The following is a 15,283-nucleotide window of genomic DNA, read 5'->3' on the forward strand; positions in this document are numbered from 1 at the left end:
GCCCGCGCCGGCTGCGCCCGCTGCTGCTGGCCGGCCTGGCCCTGCTGCTGGCCGCCGCGGCCGTCACCGCGTACGTGCTGCAGACGCACTCCGACCCCGGGGGCGGCGAGGAGCCCGACCCCGTCGCCAGCGGCACGGCGCCGATCACCGTGCCGACCACCCGCCCGTCCGACACCCCCGGCCCCGCGCCCAGCGGCTACAGCTGGAAGCAGGACCCGGCCGGCTTCCGCTTCCCGATGCCGGCCGCCGCCGGCGGCAAGGCGTGGGTGCGCACCACCGACAACAACGAGATCTACTACAGCCCCGACAACAAGGTGCACTACCTGCAGTTCGCCGTGACGGTCGGTCAGCCGCTCACTCCGCTCCAGCACTTCGAGCAGATGGAGGAGAGCATCACCAAGAACCGTCCGGCCTACCGCCGGGAGAGCCTCACCGGGATCAAGGTGAACGGGCAGGAGGCGGCGGTCTGGGAGTTCAGCTACCAGTCGCTGGACGGCACCGGCCGGCGCCACCTCAAGGAGGTGGAGTTCCGCACCGAGGACGGCACCTCCTACGACGTGCTGGTGGCCTCCCCCGAGAAGGACTGGCAGGACGCGCTGCGCCGCTTCACCGTCGTGCTGAACAACTTCTCCGTGGAGGGCTGACCGTCACCGGGCGCGTCCGCCCGGTCACGGGAATTGGGTGTTACCGGCGGGTACACATCCGGGCCGCGAACGCCTAGGCTGCGCTGCATGACGGACACCACGGCAGACGCACAGGCCCCGGCCGCCGACGAGGCCGGACGCAACCCCGCGGCCCCGGGCGGCGCCCGCACGGTCGCCTCGGCCGTCACGCCCGCCCTGGTCGAACGGCTCGCCCGCGGCATCACCGCAGGCGAGGGCGCCGAGCTGGTGGTCACCGCGGCCCCGCTCACCGGCGAGCCGCTGGCGAGCCTGCCGCAGTCCACCCCGGCCGACGTCGAGGAGGCCTACCGCCGGGCCCGCCGCGCCCAGCAGGCCTGGGCCGCGCTGCCCGTCCGCCGCCGCGCCGCCGTGCTGCTGCGCTTCCACGACCTGCTGCTGGCCCGGCAGGACGAGGTGCTCGACCTGATCCAGGCCGAGACCGGCAAGACCCGCCTGCACGCCTTCGAGGAGGTGCTGGCCGCCGCCTCCGCCGCCCGGCACTACGGCCGCAAGGCCGCCTCCTACCTGCGCGACCGCCGCCGCGGCGGCGCCCTGCCGGTGCTCACCCACACCCTGGAGGGCCGCCGCCCCAAGGGCGTGATCGGCCAGATCTCGCCGTGGAACTACCCGCTGGAGCTGTCCGTCAGCGACGCGCTGCCCGCCTTCGCGGCCGGCAACGCCGTGGTCAACAAGCCGGACACGCAGACCGCGCTCACCGCGCTGTGGGCCCGCGAGCTGCTCGTCGAGGCCGGTCTGCCCGCCGACGTCTGGCAGATCGTGGTCGGCGACGGCCCGGTGGTCGGCCCGGCCGTGGTCGAGCACGCCGACTACGTCTCCTTCACCGGCTCCACCCGCACCGGACGGCAGGTCGCCCAGCAGGCCGCCGGCCGGCTGGTCGGCGCCTCCCTCGAACTCGGCGGCAAGAACGCCCTGCTCGTCCTCGCCGACGCCGACCTCGACCGGGCCGCCGAGGGCGCCGTGCGGGCCTGCTTCTCCTCGGCCGGCCAGTTGTGCATCTCCATCGAGCGGCTGCTGGTGCACCGCTCGGTCGCCGACGAGTTCCTCGCCCGCTTCACCGCCCGGACGAAGGCGCTGCGCCTCGGCGGCGGCCTCGCCTACGGCGCTGACATGGGCTCGCTGGTCTCCGACCGGCAGCTGGAGACCGTCACCCGGCACGTCGACGAGGCCGTCAAGGCCGGCGCCACCGTGCTGGCCGGCGGCCGCCCCCGCCCCGACCTCGGCCCGCTGTTCTACGAGCCCACCGTCCTCGACGGCGTCACCCCCGGTATGGCGGTCTGCACCGAGGAGACCTTCGGCCCGGTCGTCTCCGTCTACCGCTTCGACAGCGAGGACGAGGCCGTCGAGATCGCCAACTCGACCCCCTACGGCCTGAACTCCAGCGTGTGGACGAAGGACTCCCGGCGCGGCCGCGCAGTCGCCGCCCGGCTGCACACCGGCACCGTCAACGTCAACGAGGCGTACGCCGCCGCCTACGGCTCCGTCGCCTCCCCGATGGGCGGCATGGGCGACTCCGGCCTGGGCCGGCGGCACGGCGCCGAGGGCATCCTGCGCTTCACCGAGGCGCAGACCGTCGCCACCCAGCGGCTGCTGCCGATCGGCCCCTCGCACGGGCTGGACGACGAGCGCTTCGCGGCGCTGCTGACCACCGGACTCCGGGCGATGAAGGCCCTCGGCTTCCGGTAGGCCCGCACCCGGTCGCCCCCGCGGCCACCCCCACCCCCGAAGGAGCAGCGGCACCATGGCGGACAACGGCGGATTCGATTACGACGTGGTGGTGATCGGCTCGGGCTTCGGCGGCTCGGTCTCCGCCCTGCGCCTCACCGAGAAGGGCTACCGGGTCGCCGTCCTGGAGGCCGGCCGCCGCTGGTCGGCCGACAGCCTGCCGAAGAACTCCTGGGACCTGCGCAACTACCTGTGGGCGCCCGCCCTCGGCCTGTACGGCATCCAGCGCATCCACCTGCTGAGCAACGTGCTGGTGCTGGCCGGCGCGGGCGTCGGCGGCGGCTCGCTCAACTACGCCAACACCCTGTACGTGCCGCCGAAGGCCTTCTTCGAGGACCGCCAGTGGGGCGGCATCACCGACTGGCAGGAGGAGCTCGCCCCGTACTACGACCAGGCGCAGCGGATGCTCGGCGTGCGGCTCAACCCGACGGTGACCGCCGCCGACACCCACCTGAAGGCCACCGCCGAGCGGATGGGCGTCGGCGACACCTTCCACCTGGCCCCGGTCGGCGTGTTCTTCGGCGACGGCAAGGACGCCGACGGCACGGCGAAGGGCGCGCCCGGCAGCGAGGTCCCCGACCCGTACTTCGGCGGCGCGGGCCCGGCCCGCCGCGCCTGCACCGAGTGCGGCGAGTGCATGACCGGCTGCCGGCACGGCGCCAAGAACATGCTCATCGAGAACTACCTCTACCTGGCCGAGCAGGCCGGGGCCGAGGTGCGGCCGCTGACCACCGTGGTCGGCCTCGCCGAGGAGGCGGACGGCGGCTACGCCGTCACCACGGTGCCCACCGACCGGCGCCGCAAGGGCCCGCGCACGGTGCTGAGGGCCCGCCAGGTGGTCGTCGCGGCCGGCACCTACGGCACCCAGACGCTGCTGCACACCATGCGCGACGAGGGCGCCCTGCCGAGGATCTCCGCCAAGCTGGGCTTCCTCACCCGCACCAACTCGGAGTCGCTGGTCGGCGCGCTCACCGACAACCGCCGCTACCGGCGCAAGACCGGTGCGCCCCGGGCGGACTTCAGCCGCGGCGTGGCGATCACGTCCTCGATCCACCCGAACGACAACACCCACATCGAGCCGGTCCGGTACGGCAAGGGCTCGAACGCGATGGGCCTGATGACCATCCTGCAGTTCCCGCACCGCCGCTCCAACCTGCTCTCGTACCTGGCCACCACGGTGCGCCACCCGGTGCTGTCGGCCCGGAACGTCTCCAAGTACCGCTGGTCGGAGCGGACGATCATCGGCCTGGTCATGCAGTCGCTGGACAACTCGCTGACCACCTTCCGCAAGCCGAAGGGGATCGGCCGGGGCCTGCTCACCGCGCAGCAGGGCCACGGCGCGCCCAACCCGGAGCACATCCCCGAGGGCGAGGAGGCCGCGCGGATCCTCGCCGACGAGATCAACGGCTTCGCCGGCACCAACGTGGGCGAGCTGATGCGGATGCCGATGACGGCGCACTTCCTCGGCGGCTGCCCGATCGGCGAGGACGCCGAGCACGGCGTCATCGACCCCTACCACCGGCTGTACGGGCACCCGGGCATCCACGTGGTGGACGGCGCCGCCGTCTCCGCCAACCTGGGCGTCAACCCGTCGCTGACGATCACCGCGCAGGCCGAGCGGGCGATGTCGCTGTGGCCGAACAAGGGCGAGGCGGACCCGCGGCCCGCGCAGGGCGAGGGCTACCGGCGGATCGCCGCGGTCGAGCCGAAGCAGCCGACGGTGCCCGCCGGGGCCTTCGGCGCCCTGCGGCTGCCGCTGCTGCCCGTGCCGGTGGTGCCCGCCCGCGAGCCGCAGGACTGAGCCCGCCGACGGCGGGTGCGTGCCGGCGGCGGACAGGGCAAAGGGCCCCGCGGGGGAACGGGGCCCTTTGTCGTTCAGCACGCGGCGTCAGGGCAGCGCCGGGTGCTGGGGTGACGGCACCGGGGGAAGTGCGCCGTCGTTCGGAATGGTTCGGGGCGGCGGGTCGCCCGTGGGTGTCCGGGCCCCGTCGCGTGCACGGGCCGGGTCGGCCCTCACGGAGCGTGAGGTGATAACCGTTGTCGCCACCGGCCCGCGGACGCTCCGCGCCGCCGGTCCGCGCCGCCCCCACGGGGCGGTCGGCCAACCCCCACAACCAGCATCGTGATGGACGGAAGCCGTCCTGTGCAACCGATTCGGCGCAGTTCGGCACAGTCCGTTTCCCGGTGGTGATCCCTCCGTTCACGGCTCTGCGGGGACGGTGCGGCTCCGGTCGGCCGGGGGCACGGCCGCCGGTGTCGACTACTCAGCGTAGTAGTTGCAAGCAGGGGCGCACGGGGGAGTGCGCGGGGCGGCCGAAGGGTGGGACGGGGGCGGCCGAGGAGTGGAACGGGCCCGTGGGCGCGGTGCCCGGGTGTGCGGTACGGCCGGGGGGCGGGGAGGCCGGCGCCGGCCTCCCCGCCCCTACGGTCCGTCCGGTCGCGGCCGGGGTCGCTGTCCCCTGCTGCCCGGTCGCCGCACCCCCGCGCGGTCCCACGGCGGGCGTCCGCCCGCCACGCGCGGGGGTGGACCGGATTCGGATCCACGCGTGGTCCTGCCGACCGTCGTGACCGCCCGGACCTGGTGGGCCCGGCGCGGTCGCCGCGGTCAAGCGGTGCAACGATCCGCCGCCGCCGGCGGTCACGGCCCGGAGGCCCGGCAAGCGGGTGAACGGTCCGCAGGCCGCCCGCGCCCGCCCCGGGACGGCCGGGCGGTCCGAGCGTTCGACCCGCCCCGGTAGACTCGGGTGCAGACCCTCCCCACACCCGCCGGAAGGCCGTCCGTGTCCTCTGCTTCCCCGGACCAGTCCGCAACCGAGAACGACACCGTCCTGGTCGTCGACTTCGGTGCCCAGTACGCCCAGCTCATCGCCCGTCGGGTGCGTGAGGCCCGGGTCTACAGCGAGATCGTGCCGAGCACCATGCCGGTCGCCGAGATGCTCGCCAAGAACCCGAAGGCGATCATCCTCTCCGGCGGGCCGTCGTCGGTCTACGAGGAGGGCGCGCCCCGGCTCGACCGGGCGCTCTTCGAGGCCGGCGTGCCGGTCTTCGGCATGTGCTACGGCTTCCAGCTGATGGCGATCACGCTCGGCGGCACCGTCGACAACACCGGCGCCCGCGAGTACGGCCGCACCCCGCTGACCGTCAGCCGCAGCGGCTCGACCCTGTTCGAGGGCGTCCCGGCGCAGCACTCGGTGTGGATGTCGCACGGCGACGCCTGCTCCGCCGCGCCCGAGGGCTTCACCGTGACCGCCTCCACCGACGTGGTCCCGGTCGCCGCCTTCGAGAACGACGACCTCAAGCTGTACGGCGTCCAGTACCACCCCGAGGTGCTGCACTCCGACCACGGCCAGCAGATCCTGGAGCACTTCCTCTACCGCGGCGCCGGCATCGCGCCGACCTGGACGACCCACAACGTGGTCGACGAGCAGGTCGCGCTGATCCGCGAGCAGGTCGGCGACAAGCGCGCCATCTGCGGCCTGTCCGGCGGCGTGGACTCCGCGGTCGCCGCCGCCCTGGTCAACAAGGCCATCGGCGACCGGCTGACCTGCGTCTACGTCGACCACGGCCTGATGCGCAAGGGCGAGACCGAGCAGGTCGAGAAGGACTTCGTGGCCGCCACCGGCGTCCAGCTGAAGGTCGTCGACGCCAAGGAGCGCTTCCTGACCGCGCTGGCCGGCGTCAGCGACCCGGAGCAGAAGCGCAAGATCATCGGCCGGGAGTTCATCCGGGTCTTCGAGCAGGCGCAGGCGGAGATCGTCGCCGAGGCCGGCGAGCACGGCGAGTCGGTGGAGTTCCTCGTCCAGGGCACCCTGTACCCGGACGTGGTGGAGTCCGGCGGCGGCACCGGCACCGCCAACATCAAGTCGCACCACAACGTCGGCGGCCTGCCGGAGGACCTCCAGTTCCAGCTGGTGGAGCCGCTGCGCAAGCTGTTCAAGGACGAGGTCCGGATGGTCGGCCAGGAGCTCGGCCTGCCCGAGGAGATCGTCCAGCGCCAGCCCTTCCCCGGCCCGGGCCTCGGCATCCGGATCGTCGGCGAGGTCACCGAGGAGCGCCTGGACCTGCTCCGCGAGGCCGACGCCATCGCCCGCGAGGAGCTCACCGCGGCCGGCCTGGACAACCAGATCTGGCAGTGCCCGGTGGTGCTGCTGGCCGACGTCCGCTCGGTCGGCGTCCAGGGCGACGGCCGCACCTACGGCCACCCGATCGTGCTGCGTCCGGTCTCCTCCGAGGACGCCATGACGGCCGACTGGTCGCGCCTGCCCTACGACGTGCTGGCGAAGATCTCCACCCGGATCACCAACGAGGTCCGCGACGTGAACCGCGTGGTGCTGGACGTCACCAGCAAGCCGCCGGGCACCATCGAGTGGGAGTGATCCCGCCGGCCGATCGCACGGCCGATTGAACAACCGCGCCGCCGCTTCCGTACCAGGAAGTGGCGGCGCGGCCGTGTGCGCTGCCGGACCTGCAACAGAACACGCACAGCAACGGGCAGAATCGGACCGGACCTGTCAGCAGTTGACAGGCCGTGAGGGAAGGGCGACGGCATGACCGGGGCGCACGACGGACACACCCCCTCCCGGCGCGAGGCGTGGAAGCGCACCGCCACCCAGTACGCGACCCTGCCGCTGCGGCTCTTCCTCGGCGTCACCTTCGTCTACGCGGCCTTCGACAAGCTCTCCGACTCCCACTACCTGGCCGGGGCCGGGGACGCCGCCTCCTTCGTCTCGCAGACCCAGGCCGCCAAGGACGGCAGCCCGATCGGCTGGGCCCTCGGACCGGCGCTGCACGCGCCGACCTTCTTCGCCCTGCTGATCGCCTTCGGCGAGCTCGCCGTCGGCCTCGGCACGCTCTTCGGGCTCTGGGGCCGGCTCGCCGCGGCCGGCGGCGCCGCGATCAACCTGACCCTCTTCCTCACCGTCAGCTGGAACGTCTCGCCGTACTACCTCGGCAACGACCTCGCCTACCTGATGGCCTGGACGCCGCTGGTGCTGGCGGGCACCCCCTACCTCTCGATCGACGGCTACCTCGCCCGCCGCGCCGAACGCGACCGGCTGCGCGGCCTGTCCGAGGGCGCCGTCCGCCGGCGGTCCCTGCTCGACGGAGGGATCGCCGCGGTCGCCCTCGGCGGCGCCGGGCTGCTCTCCGGCTCGCTCACCGCCACCTTCGGCCGCGACCGCAAGACCGTCGCCACCCCGGCCGCCTCCGGCGCGGCGGGCACCCAGGGCGACCCGGCCCCCGGGTCCACCAACCCCGCGCCCGCGACCGGCGACAAGGTCACCGTGGCCGCCGCCAGCGTCCCGGTCGGCGGCTCGGCCCAGGTCAAGGACCCGGCCACCGGCGACGCGATCTACATCGTGCAGCCCTCCGCCGGCCAGTACTGCGGCTTCTCCGCGATCTGCACCCACTCCGGCTGCACCGTCGACGCACCACGCGACGGGAAGATGTACTGCCCCTGCCACGGCTCCCGCTTCGACGCGAAGACCGGCGCGGTGGTCAACGGTCCGGCCACCAAGCCGCTGCCGAAGTACACCGTCACCAGGAACGGCGGCGATCTGGAGCTCGGCGGCCGGCAGAGCTGAGGGCCGGCCGCCGGGGCCCGGGGAGCGCCGTCAGCGCTCCTCGGGCGGCTGCGGCAGCTCGCCGCCCCGCCCGCGGCGGGCGACCGCGGCCACCGCCCCGGCCAGCCCCGCCGTCCCCAGGCCGATCAGGGTCAGGGGGATGACGATCCGTCCGTTGACCGTGCGGTCGTTCAGCGAGGCCACCAGGTACACCGCGGCGACCACGGTGAACAGCACCCCCGAGATCAGCGAGAACGGGTCGAGCCGGTGCTTCCTCATGACTGGACCACCTTGATGTCTCCGAGCCCGACCGTCAGCGTGAGGTCGAGCGACCCGCGCGAGACCGTTCCGGCCGGCGGGTGCAGCGTGTACGTGTGATTGTTGTTGGTGCCGGAGAGGTGCTCCCCGTTCGGCAGCCGGATGTCGCCGGCCAGGTTGTGCACGGTCAGCTCGACGTCCACGTCCTTCGGCAGCAGCACCTTCAGGTCACCCGCGCCGAGCCGCACCGAACTCGTCAGGGCGGCGCCCGCCGGGTCCAGCCCGGTCAGGTCCAGGGTCGCGTCGCCCGCCCCCAGGTCGTAGTGCTCCTGCAGGCCCGCCGCCGTCGCCGGCGCCCACAGGCGGTCGCCCACCCCGGCGTGCAGCGCCGCGTTCGACCCGCCCGCCGCGGCCAGCACCAGCGTCAGCAGCAGCGCCGGTACGGCCAGCCCGCGGGCCCGCCCGTACCGGGCGCCGACCAGCATCACCAGGCCGATCGCCAGCAGCGCCGCCGCCAGCACCGTCGCGATGTGCACCGGCTGCCCCTGTCGGTCGGTCAGCCACCAGGCCAGCGCCCCCGCGCCGAGCGCCAGCAGCACCCCGACCCCGCCGAGACCCGAGCCGCCGTGCCGGACCACCCCGGTCGGCCGCGGCACCGCCGGCGGCACCGGCGCGTCGGCGCCCGCCGGGGACGCCGACGGCCCCGACTTGCGCAGCGGATCGCCCTCCGGCAGGTCCGTCCGCTTCCACCACGCCTGCGCCGGCACCCCCGGCGGGGTGTGCGAGCCGTACGGATTGCGCTCCGGGTGCCGCGGGTCCCACAGGTAGCCGCTCGGCCCGGGCGGCGGCGTGTCCTGCGGCACCCGGCCCGCCGCGCGGTCCGCGGCGTGCTGCGCCGCGGACTCCTCGCGGGCGGCCCGCAGCCGCTCGTGCATCTCCGCCTTGCGAGCCCGCCACTCCGTGCGGAAGTCCTGGTGGACCCGGTGCTGCCAGGTCTTCCAGTCCAGCTGCTCGACCGGCTCCTCCAGCCGGTCGTAGGGGCCGTCCGGCCCGGCCGGCGCCGCCTTGCCGTGCGCCCGGCGGCGGCGCTCCGGGTCGTAGCGGACCGCCAGGAACACCAGGCCGCCGAGCAGCAGCAACGGGAAGAGCTGACCCCCGTCACCCATGGACGAGAAGAAGACCCCCGTGCCGATCACCGTCAGCAGCACCGCACCGATGGACTGCCCGTCCACCCGGCCGGTCAGCACCCGCTGCAGTTCGGTGCGGCCCGGCCGGCCGTCGACCGGCTCGCGCGGCACGATCAGCCACGCCAGCCCGTACAGGAACAGGCCGAGGCCGCCCGACAGGCACAGCACCGCGACCACCACCCGGAACACCACCGGGTCGATGTCCAGGTGGCGGCCGAGCCCGCCGCACACGCCGGCCACCACCCGGTGCTGCCCGCTGCGGGCCAGCGGCGGGCGCTGGGCCGCCTGCGGGACGTCCTCGGGCGCGGCTTCGGCGCTGCCGCCGGCCCTCCCGGCCGTGCTCTGCTCGTCGGTCATGGCACCATCCTGGTGGCTGCCGGGCCCCCGCCCAACCGCCTGCGGCCCCGGACGGACCCTGATCTGTCCCTGAGTGACTTCCGGGGCCGACCCTGATGCACCAGTACCGCTTGACATGAGACCGTCTGTGGCGTGGCAGCACCCGGCAGCGAGACCCAACAGCCCGAACCCGAGGCACCGACCGCCCCCGGCGGCCCGGTGGAGCCGTACCGCAGGCTCTACCGCAGCCCGCACGGACGGATGCTCGGCGGCGTCGCGCACGGCCTGGCCGTCCACCTCGGGCTTCCCGTCAGCTGGGTCCGCGGCGCCTTCGTGCTCCTCTTCTTCGCCCAGGGCATCGGCGCGCTGCTGTACGCGGCCTTCTGGTTCGTGGTGCCGATCGGCATCGGCGAACCCGCCCCCGGCGCACCCACGCAGTGGGCCTACGTGGACGGCGCCTTCGTCCGCGTCGGCGCCGGCACCCGCCCCTCCGGCGGACCGGTCAAGGGCGGACGGCGCGGCCTCGGCCGGCTGCGCGACCTGCTCCAGCGCACCTTCCACGGCCTGCCCGCCGACGCCCCCGCCGCCGGCGCCCCGGGCACGGCGGCCCCCGGCACGGCCGGCCGCACCGGTGGCGGCCTCGGCCAGCTGATCGCCCTGCTGATGCTGGTCGTCGGCGTCATCGCCCTGCTCAACGCACTGCACATCCAGACCGCCAAGCCGTACGTCTGGCCGCTGCTCACCATCGGCGTCGGCGTCGCCCTGGTCTGGCGGCAGGCCGACGACTCCCGCTGGCAGCGCTGGTTCGGCCTGGAGGAGGGGTCGAAGCGGCGCAGCGCGTTCGTCCGGGTCGCCGCCGGCGTGCTGCTGGTGGTCGCCGGCATCGTCGGCTTCCTGGTGCTGCAGGGCAGCGGCTCGACCCTGGCCTCGATCGTCGAGGCCTCGCTCGCGGTGCTCGCCGGCATGCTGGTGCTGGTCGGCCCGTACGCGCTGCGGATGTGGCAGGACCTCGGCGCCGAGCGCACCGCCCGCATCCGCGCCCAGGAGCGCGCCGAGATCGCCGCCCACGTGCACGACTCCGTGCTGCACACCCTCACCCTGATCCAGCGCCGCGCCGAGGACCCGAAGGAGGTGCTGCGCCTGGCCCGCGCCCAGGAGCGCGAGCTGCGGCTGTGGCTCTACCGCCCGGAGGCCGTCGCGGAGGCCGCGCCGGACACCCTCGCCGAGCACGTCCGGGCCGTCGTCGCCGAGGTCGAGGACCGGCACGGCGTCCCGGTCGAGCTGGTCTGCGTCGGCGACTGCCCGATGGACGAGCGGATCGCGGCGCAGATGCAGGCCGCGAGGGAGGCGATGGTCAACGCGGCCAAGTACGGTGGCGGGGGACCGGTCCAGGTGTACGCCGAGGTGGAGGGGAGGACGGTGTCGGTGTTCGTGCGCGACCACGGCCCCGGCTTCGACCCCGAGGCGGTGCCCGAGGACCGGATGGGCGTGCGGGAGTCGATCGTCGGCCGGATGCGGCGCAACGGCGGCACCGCACGGGTGCGGCCGGCGGCCGGCGGCGGCACGGAGGTCGAGCTGGAGATGGAGAGGGCAGATGACTGACGCAGGGGGAAGCGCGCCGGAGCGCGTCGCGCGGGTCGTCCTGGTGGACGACCACCGGATGTTCCGCACCGGGGTGCGTGCCGAGATCGGCCGCACCGAGACGACCGGGATCGACGTGGTCGGCGAGGCCGACGATGTCGAGTCGGCGGTGCGGGTGGTCGCCGAGACCCGGCCGGACGTCGTGCTGCTCGACGTCCACCTGCCCGGCGGCGGCGGGGTCGAGGTGCTGCGCCGCTCGGCGCCGCTGATGGGCGAGCAGGGCGGGGTGCGCTTCCTCGCGCTCTCCGTCTCGGACGCGGCCGAGGACGTCATCGGCGTCATCCGTGGCGGCGCCCGCGGCTACGTCACCAAGACGATCACCGGCACCGACCTGGTCAACGCGATCTTCCGGATCGCCGACGGCGACGCGGTGTTCTCCCCGCGGCTCGCCGGCTTCGTGCTGGACGCCTTCGCGGCCACCGACACCCCGCCGGTCGACGAGGACCTCGACCGGCTCACCCAGCGCGAGCGGGAGGTGCTGCGGCTGATCGCCCGCGGCTACGCCTACAAGGAGATCGCCAAGCAGCTGTTCATCTCGGTGAAGACGGTGGAGAGCCACGTCTCCGCGGTGCTGCGCAAGCTCCAGCTCAGCAACCGGCACGAGCTGACCCGCTGGGCGACGGCCCGCCGGCTGGTCTGAGGCGGATGCAGGTGCGTCCGCCCGGTCGTTCCGGCGGGCGGTCGCACCGGGTCACCCCCCTGTCGGTCCTGCGGCCCGTGGCCGTCCGCCGGAGCCACGCCGTCCGCCGGCCGGTGGGCCGGGGGGAGGGTGGCAACAGGCCATAATGGGGCGGCTCAGGAGCTGCTCGGACGGATTCCGAGTGCCGCACTGCGATCCGTCCACGGAGCGTGATGTCCGACACCTTCATCGACGCTCCCGACCGGCGGACGGAGACACGGGCGCAGCAGGCCGGCTTATTCCGGCGGTGGTGGTCGCCGCGGACGGGCGCCGCCCTCGGGTACTGGGCCTGCACGCGCATGATCATGATCACGACGGTGTTCTCGCGGCGCGAGAACGTCACCGGCGAGGTCCACCAGTACTTCCAGAAATGGGCCGAAGGGCTGCTGAACGGCTCCTTCCCGGTCGGGGACGTCACCTGGCAGTACCCGCCCGGTGCGGCCGCAGTGGTCCTCGCACCCGAACTCGTGCCGGGGCTGGCCTACGTTCCGGCCTTCGTCGTGGTGGTCCTGGCGGCCGATCTCGCCGTCACGGCCGCACTGCTGCGGGCCTCCGACGGCGAGGACCGCAGCACGGCCGGCCCGTGGCTGTGGATCATGGGTCTGCCGCTGCTGACGTTCGTCCCCTACGCGAGGTACGACGTCGTCGTCGCCGCGTTCGCCGTGGCGGCGCTGCTGGCCCTTCGACGGATGCCGTGGCTGGGCGGGGGTCTGGCGGCCGTCGGAGCACTGGTCAAGGTCTGGCCGGCCTTCGCCGTCTTCGGTGCCCCCCGCGGCCGGAGCCTCGGCCCCGCGGTGACGGGCTTCGTCGCCTCGGCCGTCGCGTTGACCGGTGTGATGTGCTTCCTGTTCGACGGCGCCTTCGCCTTCCTCGACGCCCAGGGCGGTCGCGGCGTGGAGTTCGAGTCGTTGGGCGGCACGGTCCTGCTGGTCTGGCGGTTCTTCGGCTACCCGGGCCACATCGAGTACCGCTACGGATCGATGGAGTTCGTCGGCCCGCACGTCGACACGATCGCCGCGGTGCTCGTGCTCCTCAGCGTGCTGGGCTTCTGCTGGCTCCTGGTGTGGCGGCTCAGGGCCAGGGTCTTCACCGTCTCGACCCCCGCCGACGCCGCCCTCGCCGCGGTTCTCGTGTTCACCGTGACCAGCAGGGTGATCAGCCCTCAGTACTTCGTCTGGCTGCTGGCCGTCGGAGCCGTCTGCCTGACCCGGCGGGCCACCACGCAGAAGCCCGTCGTGTACCTCGTGGTGCTCGCCACCGCCCTGACCACCGTGGAGTTCCCGCTCTTCTTCGAGGAGGCGGTGCGCGGCGACGCGCTGATCACGGCCGTCCTGGTGGCCCGCAACCTGGTGCTGCTGGTCGCCGCCCTCCTGTCCTGCGCCCGGTTGTGGAGGGCCACGGCCGGCAGGGTCCCGTCCGTGACCCTGTAGGCCGCGGTGCGGAAGCTCCCGGGAGCTTTGTGACCGAACCACCGCCGGCGTGCCGTGCGCCGGTGACCGGCGGGGGTCCCGCCGTGGACCGCGGGGTCTGCTCGGCCGCGGCCGACTTCTCACCCGGCTCTCATCACGGGGTCACCCCGCTCTCACCTGGCGTGCTATGTCCGATTAAGGGACTTATGTATAGTCGCACCGATTTCTGCCATGTCCCCAGCAGGAATTGCGGCGCGCCGGCCCCCGCGGCGTGCTGATCCACGACATGAGAGCTCCGTCATGCCGTTCGTCACCCTTCCCGTCCGGCTGCGCCGTCCTGCCGTGACCCCCGTCCCCGCCGCGCCGGGCCCCGTGCGCCGGCAGCGGCTCTACGTCATCGACGCGCTGCGGCTGATAGCCGCGCTCGGCGTGGTGCTCTTCCACTGGACGGGCGTGGACCGCCACCCCGAGGTGTGGGGCAGCACCCCGCGGCACCTGATGCCCGGTCTGCACCGCTTCGGTGCCTACGGCTGGATGGGCGTCCAGCTCTTCTTCCTGATCAGCGGATTCGTCATCTGCATGTCCTGCTGGGGCAAGACGCCGCGGCAGTACTTCGTCTCGCGGGTGGTGCGCCTCTACCCGGCCTACTGGGTCGGCATCCTGCTCACCGCGCTGGTGGTGAACCACGCCTCCACCGTCCGCTCCGACCGGCACCCGCTGAGCATCAGCGAGATCCTCACCAATCTCACGATGCTGGAGCGCCCGCTGGGCGTCACCGAGGTCGACGGCGTCTACTGGACGCTCTGGATCGAGCTCCGCTTCTACCTGCTCTTCGCCGTGGTCGCCGTCCTCGGGCTCACCTACCGCAGGGTCCTCGCCTTCTGTGGCATCTGGACGATCCTCGCCGTCATCACACCGTCCACCGGCAGCAAGCTCATGGACGTGGTGTTCATGCCGCAGGACGCGCCGTACTTCGTCGCCGGTGTCGCGATGTACCTGATCTACCGCTTCGGGGTGAGCCCCCTGCTGCTCGGCGTGGTCGGGTTCTCCTGGCTGCTCGCGCAGAACCGGCTCCACATCACCGTGGGCGGCTACGAGTGGGAGGTCGGCCACCCCCTGTCGTGGCCGGTCATGGCGGTCATCTCCGGTGTGGCGTTCCTCACCATGCTGGCCGTCGCCACCGGGAAGTTCGGGTGGGTCCGCTGGAAGTGGCTGACGGTGGCGGGCGCGCTCACCTACCCGCTCTACCTGCTCCACCAGGAGATCGGCTGGGCCCTCATCCGCTACGGCCGCGACCTGCACGTCCGACCCGAGCCGCTGCTCCTGATCTGCCTGGCCGTCCTGCTGCTGCTGTCGTGGAGCGTCCACCGGTTCGCGGAGCGCCCGCTCTCGGCCCGCCTGCAGCGCCTCTTCGACGGGCGGCCCCGCCTGCTGCCCAGGACGGACCCGCCGGTGGTGCCGCGGGCCGCTGCCGAGGCCGACCACCGGCCCGTGGCCCCGGAGCTGCTGCTCGGGCCGACGCCGGACGGCATCAGCCGCGACCGGCTCCCCGACCCGCGGACGGCCGACCGCCGCTGACGGCGGTCCGGGCCGACCCTCCTCCGGAACGCCGGCCGCGGCCGCACCGATCCCCGACGCACCGTCGGATCCCCGGGTCTGGGTAGCATGGCTCGGGCTCCGCGGCCGGTCCGGCCCCGGAGCGGTCGGGCACCGCGTGACGATCGACGCGGTGCCACGGTTCCGTCGGGAGAGCGGACCGCGCGGCCGGGGGACGTCCCGCGGAGCCGTGCAGGTGCACCCAGTCTCG

At 73.7% G+C, this 15,283-nt stretch carries 11 protein-coding genes; 9 read left to right on the forward strand and 2 right to left on the reverse strand.

What is annotated here, in order from left to right; all coding sequences use genetic code 11:
* From ABZ641_RS12000 to ABZ641_RS12020, 5 genes are all read left to right on the forward strand, one after another.
* Positions 1–644: hypothetical protein (locus ABZ641_RS12000; protein WP_359981108.1), on the forward strand; the 644-nt coding region annotated here is incomplete at its 5' end.
* An 87-nt stretch (positions 645–731) separates the two neighbouring features.
* Positions 732–2,366, forward strand: a complete 1,635-nt coding sequence (locus ABZ641_RS12005; protein WP_344626896.1) for a succinic semialdehyde dehydrogenase — start codon at positions 732–734, stop codon at positions 2,364–2,366.
* Positions 2,367–2,421: 55 nt separating this feature from the next.
* Positions 2,422–4,206, forward strand: coding sequence for a GMC family oxidoreductase (locus tag ABZ641_RS12010; protein WP_344626895.1), 1,785 nt, complete (start codon positions 2,422–2,424; stop codon positions 4,204–4,206).
* Between the two features lie 979 nt (positions 4,207–5,185).
* A complete protein-coding gene (guaA, locus tag ABZ641_RS12015; protein WP_344626894.1) occupies positions 5,186–6,781 on the forward strand; it encodes a glutamine-hydrolyzing GMP synthase in 1,596 nt (531 codons plus the stop codon).
* Between the two features lie 171 nt (positions 6,782–6,952).
* Positions 6,953–7,987, forward strand: coding sequence for a Rieske 2Fe-2S domain-containing protein (locus tag ABZ641_RS12020; RefSeq protein ID WP_359981111.1), 1,035 nt, complete (start codon positions 6,953–6,955; stop codon positions 7,985–7,987).
* Positions 7,988–8,017: 30 nt separating this feature from the next.
* On the opposite strand, the gene ABZ641_RS12025 is transcribed toward ABZ641_RS12020, so the two are convergent.
* Both ABZ641_RS12025 and ABZ641_RS12030 read right to left on the reverse strand, forming a co-directional pair.
* Positions 8,018–8,245, reverse strand: coding sequence for a hypothetical protein (locus ABZ641_RS12025; RefSeq protein ID WP_344626892.1), 228 nt, complete (start codon positions 8,243–8,245; stop codon positions 8,018–8,020).
* On the reverse strand, positions 8,242–9,768 hold the full coding sequence (locus ABZ641_RS12030) for a PspC domain-containing protein (protein ID WP_344626891.1): 1,527 nt from the start codon (positions 9,766–9,768) through the stop codon (positions 8,242–8,244). The genes ABZ641_RS12025 and ABZ641_RS12030 overlap by 4 nt, the downstream gene beginning before the upstream one ends.
* 198 nt (positions 9,769–9,966) lie before the next feature.
* Here ABZ641_RS12030 and ABZ641_RS12035 point away from each other — a divergent pair, with 198 nt between their 5' ends.
* From ABZ641_RS12035 to ABZ641_RS12050, 4 genes are all read left to right on the forward strand, one after another.
* Entirely contained in the window at positions 9,967–11,349 is a 1,383-nt protein-coding gene (locus tag ABZ641_RS12035; protein ID WP_359981121.1) for a PspC domain-containing protein, read from the forward strand.
* Positions 11,342–12,028 (forward strand): response regulator transcription factor, encoded by a 687-nt coding sequence (locus ABZ641_RS12040; protein WP_030263323.1) that lies wholly within the window; start codon positions 11,342–11,344, stop codon positions 12,026–12,028. The genes ABZ641_RS12035 and ABZ641_RS12040 overlap by 8 nt, the downstream gene beginning before the upstream one ends.
* A 344-nt stretch (positions 12,029–12,372) precedes the next feature.
* Complete coding sequence (locus ABZ641_RS12045; RefSeq protein ID WP_359981116.1) at positions 12,373–13,497, forward strand: glycosyltransferase family 87 protein; 1,125 nt, start codon at positions 12,373–12,375, stop codon at positions 13,495–13,497.
* 279 nt (positions 13,498–13,776) lie between these two features.
* Entirely contained in the window at positions 13,777–15,054 is a 1,278-nt protein-coding gene (locus ABZ641_RS12050; protein ID WP_359981119.1) for an acyltransferase, read from the forward strand.
* Positions 15,055–15,283 lie beyond the last annotated feature (229 nt).

Source organism: Kitasatospora sp. NPDC007106 (assembly GCF_040634455.1).
Taxonomy (GTDB): Bacteria; Actinomycetota; Actinomycetes; order Streptomycetales; family Streptomycetaceae; genus Kitasatospora; species Kitasatospora arboriphila.

What these genes read in the sequence shown, in the direction of transcription:
- ABZ641_RS12005 (WP_344626896.1), top strand. Translation starts at nt 732, where the DNA reads ATGACGGACACCACGGCAGACGCACAGGCCCCGGCCGCCGACGAGGCC.
- ABZ641_RS12010 (WP_344626895.1), top strand. Translation starts at nt 2,422, where the DNA reads ATGGCGGACAACGGCGGATTCGATTACGACGTGGTGGTGATCGGCTCG.
- ABZ641_RS12020 (WP_359981111.1), top strand. Translation starts at nt 6,953, where the DNA reads ATGACCGGGGCGCACGACGGACACACCCCCTCCCGGCGCGAGGCGTGG.
- ABZ641_RS12025 (WP_344626892.1), bottom strand. Translation starts at nt 8,245, where the DNA reads ATGAGGAAGCACCGGCTCGACCCGTTCTCGCTGATCTCGGGGGTGCTG.
- ABZ641_RS12030 (WP_344626891.1), bottom strand. Translation starts at nt 9,768, where the DNA reads ATGACCGACGAGCAGAGCACGGCCGGGAGGGCCGGCGGCAGCGCCGAA.
- ABZ641_RS12040 (WP_030263323.1), top strand. Translation starts at nt 11,342, where the DNA reads ATGACTGACGCAGGGGGAAGCGCGCCGGAGCGCGTCGCGCGGGTCGTC.
- ABZ641_RS12045 (WP_359981116.1), top strand. Translation starts at nt 12,373, where the DNA reads ATGATCACGACGGTGTTCTCGCGGCGCGAGAACGTCACCGGCGAGGTC.
- ABZ641_RS12050 (WP_359981119.1), top strand. Translation starts at nt 13,777, where the DNA reads ATGCCGTTCGTCACCCTTCCCGTCCGGCTGCGCCGTCCTGCCGTGACC.